The following is a 21805-nucleotide window of genomic DNA, read 5'->3' as shown; positions in this document are numbered from 1 at the left end:
CCACCGCCCCTTTCACGTCGGTTTCGGCCACCGTTCGCCCGCCGGGTTGGCACCGGCCGCACACCGGCCCTAGCGTGGCCGCATGATCGAGATCGAGGGGCTGACCAAGCGGTACGGCGAGAAAGTGGCGGTCAACAACCTGACCTTCACGGTCAGACCGGGCATCGTCACGGGCTTCCTCGGTCCGAACGGCGCCGGGAAGTCCACCACCATGCGGATGATGCTCGGCCTCGACCGGCCGACCGCCGGGGACGTCCGCATCGACGGACAGCACTACGACCGGCTCAAGGACCCGCTGAAGTACATCGGCGCGCTGCTCGACGCCAAGGCCGTGCACGGCGGGCGCAGCGCCTTCCACCACCTGCTGTGCCTGGCACAGAGCAACGGCATCCCCACCGGGCGGGTGCACGAGGTGCTGGAGACCGTCGGTCTGACGTCGGTGGCGAAGAAGAAGGCCAAGGGGTTCTCGCTGGGCATGGGGCAGCGGCTGGGCATCGCGGGAGCGCTGCTCGGCGATCCGCGGATCCTGATGTTCGACGAGCCGGTCAACGGCCTCGACCCCGAGGGCATCCACTGGATCCGCAACCTGATGAAATCGCTCGCCGCGCAGGGCCGGACGGTGTTCGTGTCCTCCCACCTGATGAGCGAGATGGCGCTGACCGCCGACCACCTCGTCGTCATCGGCCAGGGCCGGCTGCTCGCCGACACCTCGATGGCCGACTTCATCGCCCAGAACTCGCGGTCGTACGTCCGCATCCGCACCCCGCAGCGGGAGCGGCTGCTGGACGTGCTGCACGGGGCCGGGATCACCGTGGTGGAGACCGGCGGCGAGGTGCTGGAGGTGGACGGGGACAAGTCGGAGCGGATCGGTGAGCTGGCCGCGCAGCACCAGCTCGTGCTGCACGAGCTGAGTCCCCAGCGGGCCTCCCTGGAGGAGGCGTTCATGCAGCTGACCGCGGAGTCGGTCGAGTACCACGCGCACAGCGGCGACCCGGTGGAGCGGCAGCCCTGGGGCGACGGATGGAGGAAGGACTGAGATGGCGGCGACCCAGGTCATCCGTTCGGAGTGGACGAAGATCCGTTCCGTGGCGTCCACCGTGTGGACGCTGTCCCTCGCCGTGGTGGTCACCATCGCCCTCGGCATGCTGATCTCCGCGCTGTCGAGCAACCAGTTCGACGACATGAGCCGGGGCGACCGGCTCTCCTTCGACCCGACGTTCGTCAGTTTCGCCGGGATGAGTCTCGGGCAGCTCGCGATGATCGTGTTCGGGGTGCTCGTGGTGTCCAACGAGTACAGCACGGGCATGATCCGCACCTCGCTGGCGGCGGTGCCGCAGCGGGGCACCTTCCTGTTCAGCAAGATCGCGGTGGCGACCGGGCTCGCGCTGGTCGTCGGGATGGCGACCAGCTTCGCCGCGTTCTTCCTCGGCCAGGCCATGCTCGGCGACCTCAAGGCGTCGATCGGCGACAGCGGCGTGCTGCGGGCGGTGATCGGCGGCGGCCTCTACATGACGCTGATCGCGATGTTCTCGATGGGCGTGGCCGTGATGCTGCGCTCGCCGATGCTGTCGCTGGGCATCCTGATGCCGTTCTTCTTCCTGATCTCGCAGATCCTGGGCAACGTCGACGCGACGAAGAAGGTCGGCCAGTACCTGCCCGACCAGGCCGGCAGCAGGATCATGCAGGTGGTCACCCCGCTCGACGACGACACCCCGTACGGTCCCTGGGGCGGGCTGGCGATCATGGCGGCCTGGGTGGTGGCGGCGCTCGCGGGCGGGTACCTGCTGCTGAAGAAACGCGATGCGTGAAGCTTTGGGCTTTGCTCCGAGGTGAGCGGAACCGTCAGCGCCTCGATATCCTCCTAAGCCTTACGGGGGGCGCGTGCCCCGCTGTCCTGAACCTGTCGATGGGTGCGGAGCATGATCGAAGCAGTCGGCCTGACCAAGCGCTACGGCGACAAGACCGCTGTGTACAACCTTTCCTTCCAGGTGCGGCCCGGCGCCGTCACCGGCTTCCTCGGACCCAACGGCTCGGGCAAGTCGACGACGATGCGCATGATCCTCGGCCTGGACAACCCGACCGCGGGCTCGGTGACGATCGGCGGCTACCCCTACCGGAAGCTGCCGAACGCCCCCCGCCAGGTCGGCGCCCTGCTGGACGCCAAGGCGGTGCACGGCGGCCGGCACGCCCGCAACCACCTGCTGAGCCTCGCCCAGCTCTCCGGCATCCCGGCCCGGCGGGTCGACGAGGTGCTCGGCGTGGTCGGCCTCCAGGACGTGGCGAACAAGCGGTCCAAGGGCTTCTCCCTCGGCATGGGCCAGCGGCTCGGCATCGCCGCCGCGCTCCTGGGCGACCCGCAGGTCCTGCTGTTCGACGAGCCGGTCAACGGCCTCGACCCCGAGGGCATCCTCTGGGTGCGCAACCTGATGAAGTCCCTCGCGGCGGAGGGGCGGACCGTGTTCGTCTCCTCGCACCTCATGAGCGAGATGGCGCTGACCGCGGACCACCTGATCGTCATCGGGCGCGGCCAGCTCCTCGCCGACATGAGCGTGACCGACTTCATCTCGGCCAACTCCGCGGACTTCGCGCGCGTGCGCACCCCGCACACCGAGCCGCAGCAGCGCGAGAAGCTCGCCGGCGCGCTCGCCGAGGCGGGCGGCCACGTCCTGCCCGAGCAGGACGGCGCGCTGCGCGTGACCGGCCTGCCGCTCCCCCGCATCAGCGACATCGCCCACGACACGGACGTACGCCTGTGGGAGCTGTCGCCGCACCAGGCCTCGCTGGAGGAGGCCTACATGCGGATGACGCAGGGGGCCGTCGACTACCGGTCGACCGTCGACCAGAAGGCCGGGCTCCAGCAGCCGCTGCCGCCGGGCGCGCAGCCCCCGATGCCGGTGCCCGGCCAGGGCCAGCCCGGCTGGTACGCCCCGCCGCCCCCGCAGCAGGGCTACGCGCCCCCGCAGCCCCCGCCCGGTGCCGCTCCGGGCCCGTACGGTGCCGGGGCGCCCGGCGTGCCCAACCCGTACGCCCAGGCGGTCCCGCCGACGGCTCCCGCACCGGCCTCCGCGCAGCCGCCGGCCGCGCAGCCGGCCGCCGCCCCCGCGCCCCCCGCCGCCGCACCGGCACCCGCCACGCCGGCGCCCGCGGCCCCGGCCGCCGCTCCGCAGGCGCCGGAGCGGCCCGCCGACGCGCCGCAGGCATCCGCCCCGACCACGACCGAGGACGCCCGATGAGCACGCCCCAGACCCCGGCCCCGCAGGCCGCGCCCGCCTGGCAGGCGGCGCCCGGTCCCTCGTACCCCGGCTACACCTCGCCGATCCCGGTCGTGCGCACGCACCTCGGGCACGCCGTCGCCTCGGAGTGGACGAAGATCCGGTCGGTGCGCTCCACGATGTGGACGCTGGGCGTGTTCGTCCTGCTGGTCGTCGGCATCGGGCTGCTGACCGCGGTGTTCGTCGCCGCGAACTCGGACGGCGCCCTGGAGGGCGAGAACCCGCTGTCCTTCGGCTTCTTCGGGCTGCTCCTGGGCAGCATCTGCGTCATCACCCTCGGCGTGATGACGACCGCCTCGGAGTACGGCACCGGCATGATCCGCACGACGATGGTGGCCTGCCCCTCGCGCGGCCGCGTGCTCGGCGCCAAGGCCGTGGTGTTCTTCCTGGTGGCCTTCACCGTGACGCTGGTGTCGTCCCTCATCGTCGCGCTGGTGGACGTGGCCCTGCTGACGGAGGCCCGGGACCCCTCCACCGCGGAATGGCTGAAGGGCACCGTCGGCGTCTCCCTCTACATCGCGCTGCTCGGCCTGCTCTCGCTGGCGGTGGGCTCGGTCATCCGGCACTCGGCGGGCGCCATCACCATCATGATCGGCCTCGTCCTGGCACCGCTGGTGATCGCGCTGTTCATGTTCGCGTCCTCGCTGGAGGACCTGCGCGAAGCCCTGTTCGAGTACTCGATCCCGAACCAGCTCGGCGTGTTCTACTCCGCCTCGCTCACCGAGACCGGGCCGTCCGGCTGGGACCCGCTGTGGATCGCGCTCGGCGTGACGGCCGCGGCCCTCGGCGGCGCCTTCGCCCTGCTGGAGAAGCGCGACGTCTGATCCGGCCCGGTCCGGGAAGGAGAGGTCTCAGAACCTCGGCGCGTTACGGGACCGCCGCACCCCCGGGGTGCGGCGGTCCCGTGCGTTCCAGCACGCCTTGTGCCAGTGCCGGCGCTCGTCGACCCCCGAGTGCTCGGGCCACGCGACGACGTGCGGCATGCCGCCGGGGATCAGCTGGTCGCAGCCGGGACAGCGGTACGTCTTGCCCTGCGCGCTCGCGCCCGCCACGTGCCGCACGCTCCACTCCTCGCCCGCCCAGCTGACGCTGGACTGCCAGCCGCCGTAACGGCTCGCGCGGTCGTCCTCGGCGCTCCGGCCGGACGAGTCGTCGCCCTTGGGGCGGTTGCGACGCGGGGACAAGGGACACCTCACGGGGCTGTACGGGGTTCAGGGTTGCCGACCAGCCTACGCGGAGCCGCACCGGGTACCCGGGCGGACCGGTGCCTCCGGGCCACTGCCGGGCCCACCGCCGGACGGCGCATTCTCCAGACAATCCGCAAATCTCCTCACCGGACCGTGACCTCGGCACGTGTCAGGCGGTTATGCCGGGTGGGGGAGCTCCGCGTCGGAGCCGAGGAAGCAGGAAAGTCCCATGCGTGTTGGAAGTTTCGTGTTGGCGGCCCAGTTCCCGGGGCAGGGCCAGGGGGAGGCACTGCACCGCGCCGTCCGCTCCGCGGAGGTCGCCGAGGAGTCGGGGCTGGACTCGGTCTGGCTGGCCGAGCACCACTTCGTGCCGTACGGCACGTGCCCGTCCGCGGTCACCCTGGCCGCCCTGCTGCTCGGCCGCACCCGGCGCCTGCGGGTGGGCACGGCGGTGAGCGTACTGCCCACCGTGCACCCCGTCGCCCTCGGCGAGCAGGCCGCGCTGCTCCACCTGACGAGCGGCGGCCGCTTCTCGCTGGGCGTGGGACGCGGCGGCCCCTGGGTCGACCTGGAGGTGTTCGGTTCGGGCCTGGAGGCGTACGAGTCGGGGTTTCCCGAATCACTCGATCTGCTGGTGCGCTGGCTGCGCGAACCCTCCGTGGGGGCGGACGGCGAGCGTTTCCGCTTCCGTGAGGTCCCCGTCGTGCCGCGGCCCTCGGAGGCCCTGACGGACGGGGCGGGCCCGGAGGTGGTCGTCGCCTGCACCTCCCCGGCGAGTGTGCGGCTGGCCGCCGAGCGGGGCCTGCCGATGCTGCTCGGCATGCACGTCGGGGACGAGGAGAAGGCCGAGATGGTCGCCCTGTGGGGGCGGCACGCGCACGCGGCGGGGCGGCCCGCCGCGGAGATCCGGGGCGCCGGCCACGTCTCGGCGGGCGTCTGCCAGATCGCGGACCGCCGCACCGACGCCGTGGAGACGCTGGTGAAGGCGATGCCGGGCTGGCTGAGGCAGGGCCTCGACGCCCACGTGACGGTGGACGGCCGGGCCCGCGGCATGCGGGACCCGGTGGCGTACACCGAACTCCTCTGCGGGCTGCACCCGGTGGGCACCCCGCGGCTGTGCGTCGACCGCCTCGCGGCGACCAGCGAGCGAACCGGCATCTCGCGCTTCGCCCTGCTCGTCGAGGGCTCCGGCGACCTCGCGGCCACGGAGGAGAACGTACGGCGGCTGGGCTCGGAGGTCCTCCCCCACCTCCGGTGAGCGGCCCCGCCGCCGGGAAGCCTGCCGCTCCGTGCTGATTCCTCCCCGGTCGGGAGCGGCGGGCGAGAGCTTCAGCAGTCCCGGAACTCCGGGGACTGGTTGAGGACCTGGCTGCGGACCGACGTGAAGCGGGACAGCGACTCGTCGACCGACGTGTCCAACGGGAACACCGCCACCCGGTGGCAGTTCTGGAAGGCGAGCCGGACACCGAAGTGCCGCTGCAGGGCGCCGCGTATCGCGTCACTCGCCAGCGCTCGCAGCAGCTGTCCGCGGGCCTTCTCGTCCGGCGGGGGCGTCTGGTTGTCGGCGAACTGGCCGCCGTCCACCTTCAGCTGGGCCACCAGGGAACTGATCATCTCCCATGCGTAGGGCAGGGAGGTCCGGACGCAGTCGACGAATTCCGCTTCGTCGACCTCGCCTCGCTCGGCCTGTTCGAGTAGGGCCGGTGAGACGTCGAGCGACATGGATACTCCTCTCGCACCCCCGAGGCGCAGGGGTTGCCGGACAGATGGAGGGAGTTCGCCGCGCACGGACAGCGAGCACGCTGCGTACACGCGCCGCGACCTCCCGTTCCCTACGGTAGGCAACGGACCGTGACCGCACCAGGAGAACGGGCACATAGGGCGCTGTCGTGGGGCGCAGTATCGGCCACTGTCGAACGTGTGTTTTCCAGGTGAAATCGCGCGGCTCCCGGGACCCGCGTGCACGGTGGTACGGGGAGAGGGGCGGGCGAATCGCGTGGCGTGCGGGGTGTCGAGTAGCGTTGCCGACCATGCGCCTCGTCATCGCCCGGTGCTCCGTGGACTACGCGGGCCGGCTCACCGCCCATCTCCCCTCCGCCCCCCGTCTGATCCTGGTGAAGGCGGACGGCAGCGTCTCGATCCACGCGGACGACCGGGCCTACAAGCCCCTCAACTGGATGTCGCCGCCCTGCACGCTGAAGGAGGGCACGGACGCGGAGGACGGCGTCTGGACCGTCGTCAACAAAGCGGGCGAGAAGCTCATCATCACCATGGAGGAGGTCCTGCACGACTCCTCGCACGAACTCGGCGTCGATCCCGGCCTGATCAAGGACGGCGTGGAGGCCCACCTCCAGGAACTCCTCGCCGACCGCATCGAGATCCTCGGCGAGGGCTACACCCTGATCCGCCGCGAGTACATGACGGCCATCGGTCCGGTCGACATCCTCTGCCGCGACGCCGAGGGCCGGACCGTCGCGGTCGAGATCAAGCGGCGCGGCGAGATCGACGGCGTCGAGCAACTCACGCGCTACCTGGAGCTGTTGAACCGCGATCCCCATCTGGCGCCGGTGCGGGGCGTCTTCGCCGCCCAGGAGATCAAGCCGCAGGCCCGGGTGCTGGCCACGGACCGCGGCATCGGCTGCCAGGTCCTCGACTACGACGCCATGCGCGGCATCGAGGACGACAAGCTCCGGCTGTTCTGAGAGGGGCGCACGACGAGGGGGCGGGTCCTGCGAGGGCCCGCCCCCTCGGGCGTGTCCGACCGTTCCCGTCGGGCGCGCGACGCCGACGGCCGGACACGCCCCGGTCGTGCCGCGGGGTCAGATCAGGGGGTCCGACGGGCTCGGCCCGGCGGTGGTGCCGGCCGAGGCGACGGGGGTGCCGGAGGCGGAACCGCCGGCCGAGGTGGACGTCGACGGGTCGGTGCTGTCCGGGGGTGACGGGTCGACGGTCTCGGTCGGCGGTGTCGAGGAGGGAGTCGTCCCGGGAGTGGAGGGAGACGTCGAGGGGGAGGCCGGCGGGGTGGACGAGGGCCCGGGGGCCGTACTCGACGAGGACGGCTTCGGCGAGCCGGAGGGCTCGCCGCCCCCCTGCGAGCTGCTCGCCGACGGCGACGGCTCCGCCGTTCCCGTGGGCGTCGGGTCGTCCGACGTCCCCATCGTCCCGTCGGGTCCCGGGTCCGTGGGCGCACCGGCGGCGTCCCCGGTGCCGCCGGCGCCCGGGTCGGCGCCCGGGGTGTCACCGACGAGGTCGTCGTCGCCGGGGCCCGCGTCGACGGTGGGGTTGACGCGCCCGGTGTCGGAGGGGGCGTTCGGGTCGTTGCCGGAGGTGGCGCCGAGGGTCACCACCGTGCCGAGGACGGCGACGAGCAGGGCGCCCGCTCCGGCCGCGACGAGGTTGCGCCTGGCCAGGCCCCGCAGGCCGCCCCGGCCGCGGTGGGCCGGGGGTGCGACGGCGGGCCGGCCGGTGACGGCGGTGGGCCCGGTGACGGCGGTGGGCCCGGGGACGGCGGTGGGCCAGGTGGACCCGGTGGGCGGTGTCGGCGGGAGGGGCGCGGTGCTGTCGCGGAGCGGGAGGGCCTGCTCCGCGGAGCCGGCGTCGGGCGTCTCCTCCCCCGGCGCGGCCAGGAACAGGCCGGGTATGTCGCCCGAGTGGTCGGCGACCAGGGCGAGTGCGCGCCGGCCGGCCGTGGTGCCCCGCTTGTCGGCGAGGGAGCCGCGCAGCCCGAGGGAGGCCTCCAGCTCGGAGCGGGCCCGGTCGAGCTGTCCGGTGCACAGGGCGAGGACGCCCAGTTCGTGGTGGAAGTAGGCCCGGTCGGCGGACTGCCCCGCGAGGCGGGCCGCTTCGGCGCCCTCGTGCAGGGCCTGTTCCCAGGCGCCCCAGCTGAGTCCGGCGGCGAAGGCGGGCGCCGCGGTGCGGGCCAGCTCGACCGCGGTGGCCTGCTCGTCCTCGGCGGGCCGCTCGGTCGCGGGGACGGTCGCGGCCAGGGCGGCGAGCACGGCGTCGGCCTCCGCGCACACCCGCGCCGGGGTGACCGAGGGGTGTCCGGCCCACCAGGCGTAGTGCCGGGCGGCGGTGCGGGCGCGTGCGGTGACGTCGTCGGCGTATCCGGCGGCCTCCAGCTGGGCCTGCACGCCGGCGGCGAGGCGGTAGCGGGCGCCGACCGGGGTGACGAGCCCGCAGGCGACCAACTCGCCGAGGGCCGCGTCGGCGTGGGTGTCGCCGACCAGGGCGGGCAGATGGGCCTGGTGCGGGACCTCGCCGCCGAGGGCGACGGCGAAGCGCAGGGCGGTGCGGGCGGAGGCGCTGAGCCGGGCGGCGAGCAGCGGCGCGGGCGCGGCGGCCTCGCCCAGCGAGGGCAGGGGGGTCCGCCCGGCTTCGGCGGGCGGGGTGTCGGCGGGGGCGGGGCCGGCGAACGGCCGGGCGTCCTCGAAGACGCCGAACTCGTCGACCGCGGCGGTCTCGGCCCGCAGCCGGTCGCGCTGCCGCAGCAGGGCGCCGGCCTGGACGAACCGCAGCGGCAGGCCCTCGGACTCGAACCAGAGGTCGCCGGCCCAGTTGGCCTCCTCCTCGGTGAGGACGCGGCCGACGGCCCGCTCGATCACCTCGACGCCGCCCGCGCGGTCGAGGCCGCTCAGGGCGACCTCCGCGACGGCCGCGCCGGCGGTGGGCGGCGGGGTGTCGGGGGTGGCGCCGAACAGGAAGGCGCACTCGGGGGTGGCCTCCAGCAGCCCGTCGAGGTCGGCGCCGCCGAACTCCAGGTCGTCGACCACGACGACCGCGCCGATCTCGCCCACGAGGGCGCGCAGTTCGTCGTCGTCGAGACGGCGCAGCGGGGCGTCGTAGACGGTGTGGAAGAGGTCGTGGAGGAGGTCGGCGGTGGTGCGGCGGTAGCCGGTGAGGCGGACCACGCCGTCGGGCGCGAGGTCCTCGCAGTCCTCGGCGACGAGGTCGAGCAGGCTGGTGCGGCCGGAGCCGGCGGGGCCGGTGAGACGGACGGAACGGCCGCGGGCCAGCAGCCGGACGAGCTGTTCGCGCTCCTCCTGGCGGCCGAGGAGGGGCTGTTCGGGCAGGGCCGGTCCCGCGGGGGCGGGCGGCCGGGCCGCCTCGTCGACCTCGGCGCGCTCCTCGAGGGTGCGCTTGGCGGGGCGTCCGGGCCGCCCGGTGGGCGGGGAGAGTTCGATCTCGCTGCCGTCGACCGGGTTGACGGTGAGGAGGTGCTCGCCGGCGACGACGCGCACGGTGCGGGCGAGGGTGGGCGCGTGCTGCGCGAAGTCGGGGGTGAGGGGATCCCTGGAAGGGCGCGGGCGCGGCGCGTGGCCGTCGCCGTCACCGTCGCGGCCGTACTCCTCGGGTCCGCGGTGCGTCGGGTCCATAGGTCAAGCTCCCCAAGAGCGTGGTGTGGAGACAGCCCCTCCCGGCCTCGCCGCACACTGCGCTGTCGCTTCTGGTCCGGTGCCCGCTCGGGGGCTGCGGGCGCGGGCAGACGAACCGTAAACCTTCGCACAGTATCCACGACAGCCCGGGGTGCCGGGCCGTCCGAGACGTCACGGTCCGGTGAGGATTGCGCGCGTCGTACATGTGAGGTTTGCGCGCCTCGGGTGCCCGCCGTCGGCGGCCTCACACGCGCGGGAGGGACTCCACTCCGATGCCGCCCTCGATGGCGAGGATCCGGTGCAGCCGGGTGGCCACCAGGAGGCGCTGCATCTGGGGCGGTACGCCCCGCAGCACCAGGCGCCGGCCGCAGCGGCCCGCCCGGCGGTGGACGCCCATGATGACGCCGAGTCCGGTGGCGTCCCAGGAGTCGAGTTCGGACAGGTCGAGCACCAGGTCGCCGACGCCGTCGTCGACCGCCGTGTGCAGGACCGTACGGGCGTCCGCCGCGCTGCGGACGTCGAGGCGGCCCCCGACGACCAGCTCGACGTGGTCGCCCCTGATGTGCATAGCGCTCCCCTAGGCGTGCGTCTCGTGCTCCGCGGTGGTGAATGTCCGGTGTTGCATCGTCTGACTGCACCAAGCGGTCAGAGGTTGCCGTCTGTGAGCGAACCGATACCGAATTCACCCGCAGGGGTGAGGCCCGTGGGGCCTGGGCGGTTTCAGCGCTTCCAGAAAGCCCTGCCCGCTCCGGCGTCCGATATCACCGGCGTCAACCATCCGGCGCATTCCGCGCCGGCGGAGCGAACTCCCCTCCGCATGGCTCTCGGCCGGACACTAGCGGGCGCGAGGCGCTGTGTGACCGGTTAGTAACGCGTTTCACGTCTCAGGGCGTGAGACGCCGGTCACGTCCTCAATTCCTGCCGGATTCGCACCGATTGGCCCCCTCCCGGAGGGCGTCCGGCCACCGTGACGGACGGCACGCCGCGCGGCGCCGGGGACGGTCTAGATTGACGGCATGGTCAATCTGACGCGCATCTACACCAGGACCGGCGACCAGGGCACCACCGCCCTCGGCGACATGAGCAGGGTCGCCAAGACCGACCTGCGCATCGCGGCGTACGCGGACGCGAACGAGGCGAACGCGGTCATCGGTACGGCGGTCGCGCTGGGCGGGCTCGACGAGGCGATCGTCGAGGTCCTCACGCGCGTGCAGAACGACCTGTTCGACGTGGGCGCGGACCTGTCGACGCCGGTGGCGGAGAACCCGGAGTTCCCGCCGCTGCGGGTCGAGCAGTTCTACGTCGACCGGCTGGAGGCCGACTGCGACCGTTTCAACGCGGAGTTGGAGAAGTTGCGGTCCTTCATCCTGCCCGGCGGCACGCCCGGCGCGGCCCTGCTGCACCAGGCGTGCACGGTGGTCCGCCGCGCCGAGCGCTCGACCTGGGCCGCGCTGGAGGCGCACGGCGAGGTGATGAACCCCCTGACGGCGACCTACCTCAACCGGCTGTCGGACCTGTTGTTCATCCTGGCGCGGTCGGCGAACAAGGCGACGGGCGACGTCCTGTGGGTTCCCGGCGGCGAGCGCTGACGGGACCCGCCCCTGACCGCCCGTTCCGGGCGTCACCCCCGGAACGGGCGGCATCCCGGCACGCACCGCGAGCAGGGCGACGGGCGGCGCGCCGCGGGCAAGGTGACGGGCGGCGCACCGCGGACGGGGTGACGGGCGGCGCACCGCGGACGGGGTGACGGGCCGCGCGCCGCGAGCAAGGTGACGGGCGGCGCACCGCGGACGGGGTGACGGGCCGCGCGCCGCGGGCTCCCGGCGGCGAGCGCCGAGGACCCGCTAGCGGTTGCCGGCGGAGGTGCGCGCCGGCCGGTCCTTCGCGGCCCCGTCGTCCTCCGCGCGGCCGCCCGCCGGGGCCCTGCGGGGCCAGACCGTGTAGGACAGGGCGATCAGGCCGTAGATGCCGACCGCGCGCACGGTCGTCCACTGGAACGCGCGCAGCGAGCTGACGTCGCCGGAGTCGCCGACGTAGCGGACGGCGCACTCGAGCAGGGCCAGGGCGACGGCTCCGCCGAACACGGCCCGCAGCCACAGCTTCGCCTCGTGGCGGGCGCGGGCGCGGCCGTAGCGGGGCGGCCTGGGCGGCGGCGGGCCGCCGCCCAGGCGGTGGGCGGCATGGCCGTCGAGCCAGCGGATCGTGTAGTGGCCGAAGGCGACGGTGTAGCCGATGTAGAGCGCCGCCAGTCCGTGTTCCCAGCCGGGTTCGGCGCCGTCGCGCAGGTCGACCGCCGTGACGGCGAACAGGACCAGTTCCAGCACCGGCTCGCACAGCAGCAGCACCACGCCCGTGCGCCGCCACCCGAGCAGGTAGCGGGCGGCCAGCCCGAGGGCCAGCAGCACCCAGAAGCCGATCTCACAGGCGGCGATCAACCAGACGACCACGGTTCGCTCCTCTCGCTCACCTCCCCAGGCTCCCGCGCGGAGCGCCCCGGTTCGTCGTCGCCGGTGACGAACCTCCGGTACATCGAAAGATGCAGTGCGGAACCGTTCCCGGGCACAAGGCGGCGCACGCGCGGGCCGTGTTGGATGGGGACATGGCCGTCCGACTCCCCCGCCCGCACCGGTTCGACGTGGTCGCCGCCGTCGGCGGGCTGCTCGGCGGGGTGCTGCTGCTGGGCATCGGCCTGGGCGTCCGGCCGGCCGACGACCCGCTCGTGCTGTTCGACGGCCCCTGGCCGGTCCTGCCGCCGCTCCTGGCGATGGCCGGCTGCGAACTGCTGCGCCGGGCCGCCCCGCGCACCGCGCTGCTGACCGGCACGGCCGCCCTGATCCTGGACACGCTCACCCGGGGCAGCGTCGTGACGCTGATCATGTTCACCGACCTCGTGTACGCGGCCGTGCTGTACGGCACGCCCGCCGCGGCCCGGCGCGTCCCGTGGGTCACCGGGCTGCTGACGGTGGCGGCGACGGTGGTGCCGTTCGCCCTCTGGCGGGTGCCCGAGGCGCTGTTGATCGGGGTGGCCGTGGGGGTGGTGTCCTTCGCGCCCGCCTCCACCGGCCTGATCGTCCGCAACCACCGCGACGCCGCCCTGGCGGCCCGGTTGCGCGCCGAACAGACCGCGCTGCTCGCCGAGATGGACCGCACCCAGGCGGTGACCGCGGAACGCGCCCGGATGGCCCGCGAACTGCACGACATGGTCGCCAACCACCTCTCGGCGATCGCCATCCACTCCACGGCCGCCCTCTCCCTGGACGACCCGGACACCTCGCGGCAGTCGCTGTCGGTGATCCGGGAGAACAGCGTGGCCGGTCTGGCCGAGATGCGGCGGCTGATCGGGATCCTGCGGGACGGGAGCGGGGACCGCGAACCGGCCGCCGCCCCCACCCTCGACGGGCTGGGCGACCTGGTGGAGGGCGCCCGCGCCAACGGGCTGGACGTCACCCTGCGCACCGACCACGGCCCGGTGCCCGCGCCGGTCGAACTGGCCGCCTACCGCATCGTCCAGGAGTCCCTGACCAACGCCCTCAAGCACGCCTCGGCGGGTCCGGTCGCCGTCACGCTCGCCCGGCGGGACGGGGCTCTCGACGTGCGGGTGACCAGCCCGTACGGCGACCGGGACGGCCCTCGCGCCCCCGGCTCGGGGGCCGGCCTGGTCGGGATGCGGGAGCGGGCCACGCTGCTGGGCGGCACCTTCGCGGCCGGTCCCGAGGACACGTCGTGGACCGTCCGCGCCTCGCTGCCGATCACCGAGGGGGACCCTCCCGAGTGACCCGCGCCCCCGAGCCCGTCGCCGTCACCGACGCCACCGCTGCCACCACCACCGCGACCATCACCATCACCATCGCCACCGCCACCGCCACCGCCACCGAGGGAGTCACCCCGTGATCCGTGTCCTCGTCGCCGAGGACCAGTCCGCCGTACGCGCCGGTCTGGTCCTCATCCTGCGCAGCGCCCCCGACCTGGAGGTGGTCGGCGAGGCGGCGGACGGGGAGCAGGCGGTGTCGCTGGCCCGCGAGCTGCGGCCGGACGTGGTGCTGATGGACGTGCAGATGCCGCGCCTGGACGGGGTGTCGGCGACCCGGAAGGTGGTCGAGGAGGGGCTCGCGGACGTGCTGGTGCTGACCACCTTCGACCTCGACGCGTACGTGTTCGGGGCGTTGCGGGCGGGCGCGGCCGGGTTCCTGCTGAAGAACACCGAGGCGAGGGACCTGATCGAGGCGGTCCGCACGGTCGCGCGCGGCGAGGGCGTCGTGGCGCCCGCCGTGACGCGGCGGCTCATCGCGGAGTTCGCCGCGAGCCCGGCGCCGGGTCCGAAGGCCGATCCGGCGGTGCTGGACTCGCTGACCCGGCGTGAACGGGAGGTACTGGTCTGCCTCGGCGAGGGGCTGTCCAACGCGGGGATCGCGGAGCGCCTGGACATGGCCGAGGCGACGGTGAAGACGCACGTCAGCCGGCTGCTGGGCAAGCTGGAGCTGCGCAGCCGGGTGCAAGCGGCCGTGCTGGCGCAGGAGTTGGGGATCTAGAGCCGGGCGGGAAACGGGCACCGCAAAGTGGTCCAGACCTCTTGACCCGTGGTCCAGACCTTTCTATTCTCGCGGCACCGTGGGTGTGAAGGCTCAGTCACACCCCCCCACCCCCGCTCTTTCACAGAGGAGGCGCTGCATGCGCTTCGGACACAGAGCCGTGGCAGGTCTCGCGACCCTGCTGCTCCCCCTGGCCGGTCTGGTCGGCCTCGCGAGCCCGGCCCAGGCCGCGACATCCGCCACCGCCACCTACGCCAAGCCCTCCGACTGGGGCACCGGTTTCGAGGGCAAGTGGACGGTGAAGAACACCGGCACCACGGCCATCAGCTCCTGGACCGTCGAGTGGGACTTCCCCTCCGGCACGTCCGTCACCTCCGCCTGGGACGCCGACGTCACCTCCGCCGGCACCCACTGGACCGCCAGGAACAAGTCCTGGAACGGCTCCCTCGCCCCCGGCGCCTCCGTCTCCTTCGGCTTCAACGGCACCGGCACCGGCTCCCCCTCCAACTGCAAGCTCAACGGCGGCAGCTGCGACGGCACCTCGGTCCCCGGCGACGCGGCCCCCTCCGCGCCGGGCACCCCCAGCGCCTCCGACATCACCGACACCTCGGTGAAGCTGGCCTGGAGCGCGGCCACCGACGACAAGGGCGTCAAGAACTACGACGTCCTGCGCGACGGCGCCAAGATCGCCACGGTGACGACGACCTCGTACACCGACTCCGGCCTGACCGCCGGCACCGACTACTCCTACACCGTGCGGGCCCGTGACACCGCCGACCAGACCGGCCCGGTCAGCGGCGCCCGCGCCGTGCGCACCACCGGCGGCACCACCGAGCCCCCGCCCCCCGGCGGCAAGGTCAAGCTCGGCTACTTCACCGAGTGGGGCGTCTACGGCCGCAACTACCACGTCAAGAACCTGGTGACCTCCGGCTCCGCCGCGAAGATCACCCACATCAACTACGCGTTCGGCAACGTCAAGAACGGGCAGTGCACCGTCGACGACACCTACGCCGCCTACGACAAGGCCTACACCGCCGACCAGTCCGTCAGCGGCACCGCCGACACCTGGGACCAGCCGCTGCGCGGCAACTTCAACCAGCTCCGCCAGCTCAAGGCGAAGTACCCGCACATCAAGGTGCTGTACTCCTTCGGCGGCTGGACCTACTCCGGCGGCTTCGGCCAGGCCGCGGCCAACGCGACCGCCTTCGCCAAGTCCTGCAAGGCCGTCGTGGAGGACCCGCGCTGGGCCGACGTCTTCGACGGCATCGACATCGACTGGGAGTACCCGAACGCCTGCGGCCTGACCTGCGACACCTCAGGCCCCGCCGCGTTCAGGACCCTCTCGCAGGCCCTGCGCACCGAGTTCGGCCCGAACTACCTGGTCACCGCGGCCATCACCGCCGACGGCTCCTCCGGCGGCAAGATCGACGCGGCCGACTACGGCGGCGCCGCCCAGTACCTCGACTGGTACAACGTGATGACGTACGACTACTTCGGCGCCTTCGACAAGGACGGCCCGACCGCCCCGCACTCCCCGCTCACCTCGTACGCCGGCATCCCGGCCGCGGGCTTCAACTCCGCCGACGCCATCGCCAAGCTGAAGGCCAAGGGCGTCCCGTCCGCCAAGCTGCTGCTCGGCATCGGCTTCTACGGCCGCGGCTGGACCGGCGTCACCCAGGCCGCCCCCGGCGGCACGGCGACCGGCGCGGCCCCCGGCACCTACGAGGCGGGCATCGAGGACTACAAGGTCCTCAAGACGTCCTGCCCGGTCACCGGCACCATCGCCGGCACGGCCTACGCGTACTGCGGCACCAACTGGTGGTCCTACGACACCCCGTCGACGATCGCCGGAAAGATGGCCTGGGCCAAGAACCAGGGCCTGGGCGGCGCCTTCTTCTGGGAGTTCAGCGGCGACACCGCGAACGGTGAGCTGGTGAGCGCCATCAACAGCGGCCTGTAGGTCCGGCGGCCGCAGGACCGGCCGTCTCCCCTGCCACCGCACCTCCCCGCACCGGCACCGCGGGCGGGCCCCAGGGCCCGCCCGCGGTGCCGTCGTGTACGCCGCGCCGATGTGCCGCCGGTCCGCCCGGGCACCCGCTCCCGGACGACGCCGGTATCCGGCCCCGAGCAACACCGGCACCCGGCACCCGGCCTCAAGCGGCCTTGACCCGCCGGCCGATCCCGGGCGACGCCGACACCCGCTCCCGGACGACACCGGTATCCGGCCCGGAGCGACATCGACCCGCCGGCCGGTTCCGGGCGATACCGGCACCCGGTCCCGGGCGACGCCGACACCCGGCTCCCGGCTCCCGGGCCACGCGGTGTCCGCCCTCAGGCGACGTTGACCCGCTGGCCGGGCGGGGCCGCCTCGAGCCAGGCGAGGAAACCGGTCAGCGCGTCCTCGCTCATCGCCAGTTCGAGACGCGTGCCCCGGTGCACGCAGGCGAGGACGACGGCGTCGGACAGCAGCGCCAGTTCCTCCTCGCCCTCGGGCAGCCGGCGGCCGGCCACCTCGATCGAGGCACGCTCCAGCACACGGCGCGGGCGGTAGGCGTAGGAGAAGACGCGGTACCACTCGATGCGGTCGCCGTTGTAGCGGGCGACGCCGTAGCTCCAGCCCTTTCCGCTCGTGTCCGCGTTCTCGGGGACGTCCCAGCGCAGGGAGCAGTCGAAGGTCCCGCCGGAACGCTGGATGAGTCTGCGGCGCAGGCCGAAGACGAACAGCCCCAGCACCACCAGGGCCACGACAATTCCGCACACAGTCAGAGCGAGGACCATCGACACCGACCTCCTCGTCTCCTGGGTACCGAAATAGGTAACGGAACGGAAAAAACATCCAGATCTGCCTCAGCCGCGGCCGGCTCCGGATAGCTCCGGTGCCGGCCGCGGCTGAGTGACGTCACACAGCGAGCCTGTTCAGTGGACCGCCGCCGCACGCAGTCGTACGTCGGCCCGGCGCTGGGCGGCGGCGTCGGCCTCCGCCTGCGCGCGCTCCAGCGCCCGCTCCGCGCGCTGGACGTCGATCTCCTCCGACAGCTCGGCGATCTCGGCCAGCAGGGACAGCTTGTTGTCCGCGAACGAGATGAAACCGCCGTGCACCGCGGCGACGACCGTTCCACCGTCACTCGTACGGATGGTCACCGGGCCCGACTCCAGCACACCGAGCAGCGGCTGGTGACCGGGCATGACGCCGATGTCGCCGGACGTGGTGCGCGCGACGACCAGGGTGGCCTCGCCGGACCAGACCTCTCGGTCGGCCGCGACCAGCGCGACGTGCAGCTCAGCAGCCAAGGTGGCTCCTCGGGTCACCACCCGGCGGGTCTGCCGGGTGTTGGTTACAAGTCTAATAGGCGTGGAAGAGGGGGCGGGACGCCCCCGCCCCCTCACACGAACTCACAGCTCAGGAACGAGCGGCTCCCCAGGTCAGGAGACGCCGAGCTCCTTCGCGTTCTTCTTGAGGTCCTCGAGACCACCGCACATGAAGAACGCCTGCTCCGGGAAGTGGTCGTACTCGCCGTCGCAGATCGCGTTGAAGGCCCGGATGGACTCCTCCAGCGGCACGTCCGACCCGTCGACGCCGGTGAACTGCTTGGCGACGTGGGTGTTCTGGGACAGGAAGCGCTCCACGCGACGGGCGCGGTGGACGACGAGCTTGTCCTCTTCGCCCAGCTCGTCGATACCGAGGATCGCGATGATGTCCTGGAGGTCCTTGTACTTCTGCAGGATCGTCTTGACGCGCATGGCGGCGTCGTAGTGGTCCTGCGCGATGTACCGCGGGTCCAGGATGCGGGACGTGGAGTCCAGCGGGTCCACGGCCGGGTAGATGCCCTTCTCGGAGATCGGACGGGACAGAACCGTCGTCGCGTCGAGGTGGGCGAAGGTGGTGGCCGGGGCCGGGTCGGTCAGGTCGTCCGCGGGGACGTAGATCGCCTGCATCGAGGTGATCGAGTGACCACGGGTCGAGGTGATGCGCTCCTGGAGGAGACCCATCTCGTCGGCCAGGTTCGGCTGGTAGCCCACCGCGGAGGGCATGCGGCCGAGCAGGGTCGACACCTCGGAACCGGCCTGCGTGAAGCGGAAGATGTTGTCGATGAAGAACAGCACGTCCTGCTTCTGCACATCGCGGAAGTACTCCGCCATGGTCAGACCCGCGAGGGCCACGCGCAGACGGGTGCCCGGGGGCTCGTCCATCTGGCCGAAGACGAGGGCGGTCTTGTCGATGACGCCCGAGTCCGACATCTCCTCGATGAGGTCGTTGCCCTCACGGGTGCGCTCGCCGACACCGGCGAACACGGAGACACCGTCGTGGTTGTTGGCGACGCGGTAGATCATCTCCTGGATGAGCACCGTCTTGCCGACGCCGGCACCACCGAACAGACCGATCTTTCCACCCTTGACGTACGGGGTGAGGAGGTCGATGACCTTGACGCCGGTCTCGAACATCTCGGTCTTCGACTCGAGCTCGTCGAAGTTCGGGGCCTTGCGGTGGATGGACCAGCGCTCGCCCTCGTACCGCTCGTCGGTGTTCAGCACCTCACCGAGGGTGTTGAACACCTTGCCCTTGGTGAAGTCGCCGACCGGGACGGTGATGCCCGTGCCGGTGTCGGTGACGGCGGCCTGACGGACCAGGCCGTCGGTGGGCTGCATGGAGATGGTGCGGACCATGCCGTCACCCAGGTGCTGGGCGACCTCCAGGGTCAGGATCTTCTTCTCGCCGGCGTTGGCCGGGTCGGCGACCTCGACGTGGAGGGCGTTGTAGATCTCCGGCATCGCGTCGACGGGGAACTCCACGTCGACGACCGGGCCGATGACCCGGGCGACGCGGCCCGTGGCCGTCGCGGTCTCAACAGTGGTGGTCATTAGCGGTCACTCCCCGCGGTCGCGTCGGCCAGGGCGCTGGCGCCACCGACGATCTCGCTGATTTCCTGGGTGATTTCGGCCTGGCGGGCCGCGTTGGCAAGCCGGGAGAGCGTCTCGATCAGCTCTCCGGCGTTGTCGGTGGCCGACTTCATCGCGCGCCGCGTGGCGGCGTGCTTGGAGGCGGCCGACTGGAGAAGCGCGTTGTAGACGCGGCTCTCCACGTAGCGGGGCAGCAGCGCGTCGAGGACGTCCTCCGCCGACGGCTCGAAGTCGTACAGCGGGAGGATCTCGTCCTTCGCCTTCGACTCCTGGGCCACCTCGTCGAGGCTGAGCGGCAGCAGACGGTCGCCGAGCGCCGTCTGCGTCATCATCGACACGAACTCGGTGAACACGATGTGGATCTCGTCCACACCGCCGTCCGCCGTCTCCTTCTCGATGGCCTCGATCAGGGGACCCGCGACCTTCTTGGCGTCGGCGTACGTCGGCTCGTCGGTGAAGCCCGTCCACGACTCCGCGACCTTGCGCTCACGGAAGTTGTAGTGGGCGAGACCACGCCGGCCGACGATGTACGTCTCGACCTGCTTGCCCTCGGACTCGAGGCGCGCCGTCAGCTGCTCCGCGGCCTTGATGGCGTTGGCGTTGAAGGCGCCCGCGAGACCGCGGTCGCTCGTCAGGAGCAGCACCGCGGACCGCACGACCTTGTCGGCCTGCGTGGTCAGCGGGTGCCGCGTGTTCGAGCCGGTGCCGACCGCCGTGACCGCGCGGGTCAGCTCGGTCGCGTACGGCGTGGAGGCCGCCACCTTGCGCTGCGCCTTGACGACGCGCGAGGCGGCGATCATCTCCATCGCCTTGGTGATCTTCTTGGTCGCGGTGACGGATCGGATGCGACGCTTGTAGACCCGGAGCTGGGCTCCCATGAGTCAGGTCCCTTCCTACGTCACTTGGCGGCGGACGGGGCGTCCTCGCCGAGCAGCTTGCCGTCCGAGGTCTCGAACTGCTTCTTGAACTCGGCGATGGCGTCCGCGACGGCGGTCAGGGTGTCGTCCGACATCTTGGCGCCCTCACGGATGGAGGTCATGAGGCCCTGCTCCTTGCGGTGCAGGTACTCGATGAGCTCCTTCTCGAAGCGGCGCACGTCGTTGACCGGAACGTCGTCCATCTTGCCGGTGGTGCCGGCCCAGATGGAGACGACCTGGTCCTCGGTGGCCATCGGCTGGTACTGAGCCTGCTTGAGCAGCTCGACCATGCGCGAACCGCGCTCCAGCTGCGCCTTCGACGCGGAGTCCAGGTCGGAACCGAAGGCGGCGAACGCCTCCAGCTCACGGAACTGGGCCAGGTCGACGCGGAGACGGCCGGACACCTGTCGCATCGCCTTGTGCTGCGCGGAACCACCGACTCGGGAGACGGAGATACCGACGTTCAGCGCGGGGCGCTGACCGGCGTTGAACAGGTCCGACTCCAGGAAGCACTGGCCGTCGGTGATGGAGATGACGTTGGTCGGGATGAATGCCGAGACGTCGTTGGCCTTCGTCTCGACGATCGGCAGACCGGTCATCGAACCGGCACCCATCTCGTCGGAGAGCTTCGCGCAGCGCTCCAGCAGACGGGAGTGCAGGTAGAAGACGTCACCCGGGTAGGCCTCGCGGCCCGGCGGGCGGCGCAGCAGCAGGGACACGGCGCGGTAGGCGTCGGCCTGCTTCGACAGGTCGTCGAAGATGATGAGGACGTGCTTGCCCTCGTACATCCACTGCTGACCGATGGCCGAACCGGTGTACGGCGCCAGGTACTTGAAGCCGGCCGGGTCGGACGCCGGGGCGGCGACGATGGTCGTGTACTCCAGCGCGCCGTTCTCCTCCAGCGCGCGGCGGACCGACGCGATGGTCGAGCCCTTCTGGCCGATGGCAACGTAGATGCAGCGCACCTGCTTGTTCACGTCGCCGCTGCGCCAGTTGTCGCGCTGGTTGATGATCGTGTCGACGGCCAGAGCGGTCTTGCCGGTCTGACGGTCACCGATGATCAGCTGACGCTGACCACGGCCGATCGGGGTCATCGCGTCGACGGCCTTGTAGCCCGTCTCCATCGGCTCGTGCACCGACTTGCGGACCATGACGCCCGGCGCCTGAAGCTCCAGGGCGCGTCGGCCGGACGTCTCGATCTCGCCGAGGCCGTCGATCGGGTTGCCGAGGGGGTCGACGACGCGGCCGAGGTAGCCCTCGCCCACCGCGACCGAGAGGACCTCACCGGTACGCGTGACCGGCTGACCCTCCTCGATGCCGCTGAACTCGCCGAGGACGACGCAGCCGATCTCGCGCTCCTCGAGGTTGAGGGCGAGACCGAGGGTGCCGTCCTCGAACTTCAGCAGTTCGTTGGCCATGGCCGAGGGGAGGCCCTCGACCTTCGCGATGCCGTCGCCGGCAAGGCTGACCGTACCGACCTCCTCGCGCGAGGCCGCGTCCGGCTTGTACGACTGGACGAAGTTCTCCAGTGCGTCCCGGATCTCCTCCGGCCGGATCGTGAGCTCCGCCATCTGGGTTCCCTGCTCTCCTTGTTGGGCCCGAAGTTTCTTTGGGGGATCTGGGGAC

General features: G+C 72.2%; 20 protein-coding genes. 10 read left to right on the top strand and 10 right to left on the bottom strand.

What is annotated here, in order from left to right; genetic code table 11:
- The first annotated feature begins 82 nt into the window (after positions 1-82).
- From ACF09K_RS04475 to ACF09K_RS04460, 4 genes are all read left to right on the top strand, one after another.
- The gene (locus ACF09K_RS04475; RefSeq protein WP_392240944.1) at positions 83-1036 is read left to right on the top strand and encodes an ABC transporter ATP-binding protein; all 954 of its coding nucleotides are present in this window, start codon (positions 83-85) and stop codon (positions 1034-1036) included.
- Position 1037: 1 nt separating this feature from the next.
- Entirely contained in the window at positions 1038-1808 is a 771-nt protein-coding gene (locus ACF09K_RS04470; protein ID WP_392240943.1) for an ABC transporter permease, read from the top strand.
- 111 nt (positions 1809-1919) lie between these two features.
- On the top strand, positions 1920-3233 hold the full coding sequence (locus tag ACF09K_RS04465) for an ABC transporter ATP-binding protein (RefSeq protein WP_392240942.1): 1314 nt from the start codon (positions 1920-1922) through the stop codon (positions 3231-3233).
- Positions 3230-4096, top strand: coding sequence for an ABC transporter permease (locus ACF09K_RS04460; RefSeq protein ID WP_392240941.1), 867 nt, complete (start codon positions 3230-3232; stop codon positions 4094-4096). Before ACF09K_RS04465 ends, ACF09K_RS04460 begins: the two co-directional genes overlap by 4 nt.
- Before the next feature lie 27 nt (positions 4097-4123).
- On the opposite strand, the gene ACF09K_RS04455 is transcribed toward ACF09K_RS04460, so the two are convergent.
- Positions 4124-4456 (bottom strand): ATP/GTP-binding protein, encoded by a 333-nt coding sequence (locus tag ACF09K_RS04455; RefSeq protein ID WP_392240940.1) that lies wholly within the window; start codon positions 4454-4456, stop codon positions 4124-4126.
- A 232-nt stretch (positions 4457-4688) separates the two neighbouring features.
- Between ACF09K_RS04455 and ACF09K_RS04450 the strand changes: the two genes are divergently transcribed.
- Positions 4689-5717 carry an LLM class flavin-dependent oxidoreductase gene (locus tag ACF09K_RS04450; protein WP_392240939.1) on the top strand — a complete coding sequence of 343 codons (1029 nt, stop codon included), beginning with the start codon at positions 4689-4691 and terminating at the stop codon, positions 5715-5717.
- A 71-nt stretch (positions 5718-5788) separates the two neighbouring features.
- Here ACF09K_RS04450 and ACF09K_RS04445 read toward each other — a convergent pair whose 3' ends face one another.
- Positions 5789-6181 carry an SCO5389 family protein gene (locus tag ACF09K_RS04445; protein ID WP_363090936.1) on the bottom strand — a complete coding sequence of 131 codons (393 nt, stop codon included), beginning with the start codon at positions 6179-6181 and terminating at the stop codon, positions 5789-5791.
- Between the two features lie 308 nt (positions 6182-6489).
- Here ACF09K_RS04445 and nucS point away from each other — a divergent pair, with 308 nt between their 5' ends.
- Complete coding sequence (gene nucS / locus ACF09K_RS04440) at positions 6490-7161, top strand: endonuclease NucS (protein WP_363090937.1); 672 nt, start codon at positions 6490-6492, stop codon at positions 7159-7161.
- A 117-nt stretch (positions 7162-7278) separates the two neighbouring features.
- Here nucS and ACF09K_RS04435 read toward each other — a convergent pair whose 3' ends face one another.
- Together ACF09K_RS04435 and ACF09K_RS04430 are read right to left on the bottom strand one after the other, a co-directional pair.
- Entirely contained in the window at positions 7279-9834 is a 2556-nt protein-coding gene (locus tag ACF09K_RS04435) for an ATP-binding protein (protein ID WP_392240938.1), read from the bottom strand.
- Between the two features lie 244 nt (positions 9835-10078).
- Entirely contained in the window at positions 10079-10402 is a 324-nt protein-coding gene (locus ACF09K_RS04430; RefSeq protein WP_392240937.1) for an STAS domain-containing protein, read from the bottom strand.
- A 448-nt stretch (positions 10403-10850) separates the two neighbouring features.
- Between ACF09K_RS04430 and ACF09K_RS04425 the strand changes: the two genes are divergently transcribed.
- Positions 10851-11423 carry a cob(I)yrinic acid a,c-diamide adenosyltransferase gene (locus tag ACF09K_RS04425; RefSeq protein WP_392240936.1) on the top strand — a complete coding sequence of 191 codons (573 nt, stop codon included), beginning with the start codon at positions 10851-10853 and terminating at the stop codon, positions 11421-11423.
- Positions 11424-11678: 255 nt separating this feature from the next.
- Here ACF09K_RS04425 and ACF09K_RS04420 read toward each other — a convergent pair whose 3' ends face one another.
- Positions 11679-12281: a hypothetical protein gene (locus ACF09K_RS04420; protein ID WP_392240935.1), complete on the bottom strand. Its 603-nt coding sequence runs from the start codon at positions 12279-12281 to the stop codon at positions 11679-11681.
- 152 nt (positions 12282-12433) lie between these two features.
- Here ACF09K_RS04420 and ACF09K_RS04415 point away from each other — a divergent pair, with 152 nt between their 5' ends.
- The 3 genes from ACF09K_RS04415 (at position 12434) to ACF09K_RS04405 (ending at position 16323) form a co-directional block, all read left to right on the top strand.
- Positions 12434-13609, top strand: coding sequence for a sensor histidine kinase (locus ACF09K_RS04415; RefSeq protein ID WP_392240934.1), 1176 nt, complete (start codon positions 12434-12436; stop codon positions 13607-13609).
- A 112-nt stretch (positions 13610-13721) separates the two neighbouring features.
- Positions 13722-14363 (top strand): response regulator, encoded by a 642-nt coding sequence (locus ACF09K_RS04410; RefSeq protein ID WP_392240933.1) that lies wholly within the window; start codon positions 13722-13724, stop codon positions 14361-14363.
- Between the two features lie 139 nt (positions 14364-14502).
- The gene (locus ACF09K_RS04405; protein WP_392240932.1) at positions 14503-16323 is read left to right on the top strand and encodes a glycosyl hydrolase family 18 protein; all 1821 of its coding nucleotides are present in this window, start codon (positions 14503-14505) and stop codon (positions 16321-16323) included.
- A gap of 371 nt (positions 16324-16694) precedes the next feature.
- On the opposite strand, the gene ACF09K_RS04400 is transcribed toward ACF09K_RS04405, so the two are convergent.
- The 5 genes from ACF09K_RS04400 to atpA form a co-directional block, all read right to left on the bottom strand.
- Positions 16695-17141: a DUF2550 domain-containing protein gene (locus ACF09K_RS04400; RefSeq protein WP_392240931.1), complete on the bottom strand. Its 447-nt coding sequence runs from the start codon at positions 17139-17141 to the stop codon at positions 16695-16697.
- Between the two features lie 138 nt (positions 17142-17279).
- Positions 17280-17654 (bottom strand): F0F1 ATP synthase subunit epsilon, encoded by a 375-nt coding sequence (locus ACF09K_RS04395; protein ID WP_392240930.1) that lies wholly within the window; start codon positions 17652-17654, stop codon positions 17280-17282.
- Between the two features lie 132 nt (positions 17655-17786).
- A complete protein-coding gene (gene atpD / locus ACF09K_RS04390; RefSeq protein ID WP_392240929.1) occupies positions 17787-19223 on the bottom strand; it encodes a F0F1 ATP synthase subunit beta in 1437 nt (478 codons plus the stop codon).
- Entirely contained in the window at positions 19223-20140 is a 918-nt protein-coding gene (locus tag ACF09K_RS04385; protein ID WP_392240928.1) for a F0F1 ATP synthase subunit gamma, read from the bottom strand. Before ACF09K_RS04385 ends, atpD begins: the two co-directional genes overlap by 1 nt.
- A 20-nt stretch (positions 20141-20160) precedes the next feature.
- Entirely contained in the window at positions 20161-21750 is a 1590-nt protein-coding gene (gene atpA / locus ACF09K_RS04380; protein ID WP_392240927.1) for a F0F1 ATP synthase subunit alpha, read from the bottom strand.
- Between the last annotated feature and the right edge of the window lie 55 nt (positions 21751-21805).

It is taken from the genome of Streptomyces sp. NPDC014882, assembly GCF_043081325.1.
In the GTDB taxonomy this organism is placed as follows: Bacteria; Actinomycetota; Actinomycetes; order Streptomycetales; family Streptomycetaceae; genus Streptomyces.
The sequence above is the reverse complement of the archived record's forward strand: the minus strand, read 5'-3'. Positions and strand labels throughout refer to the sequence as shown.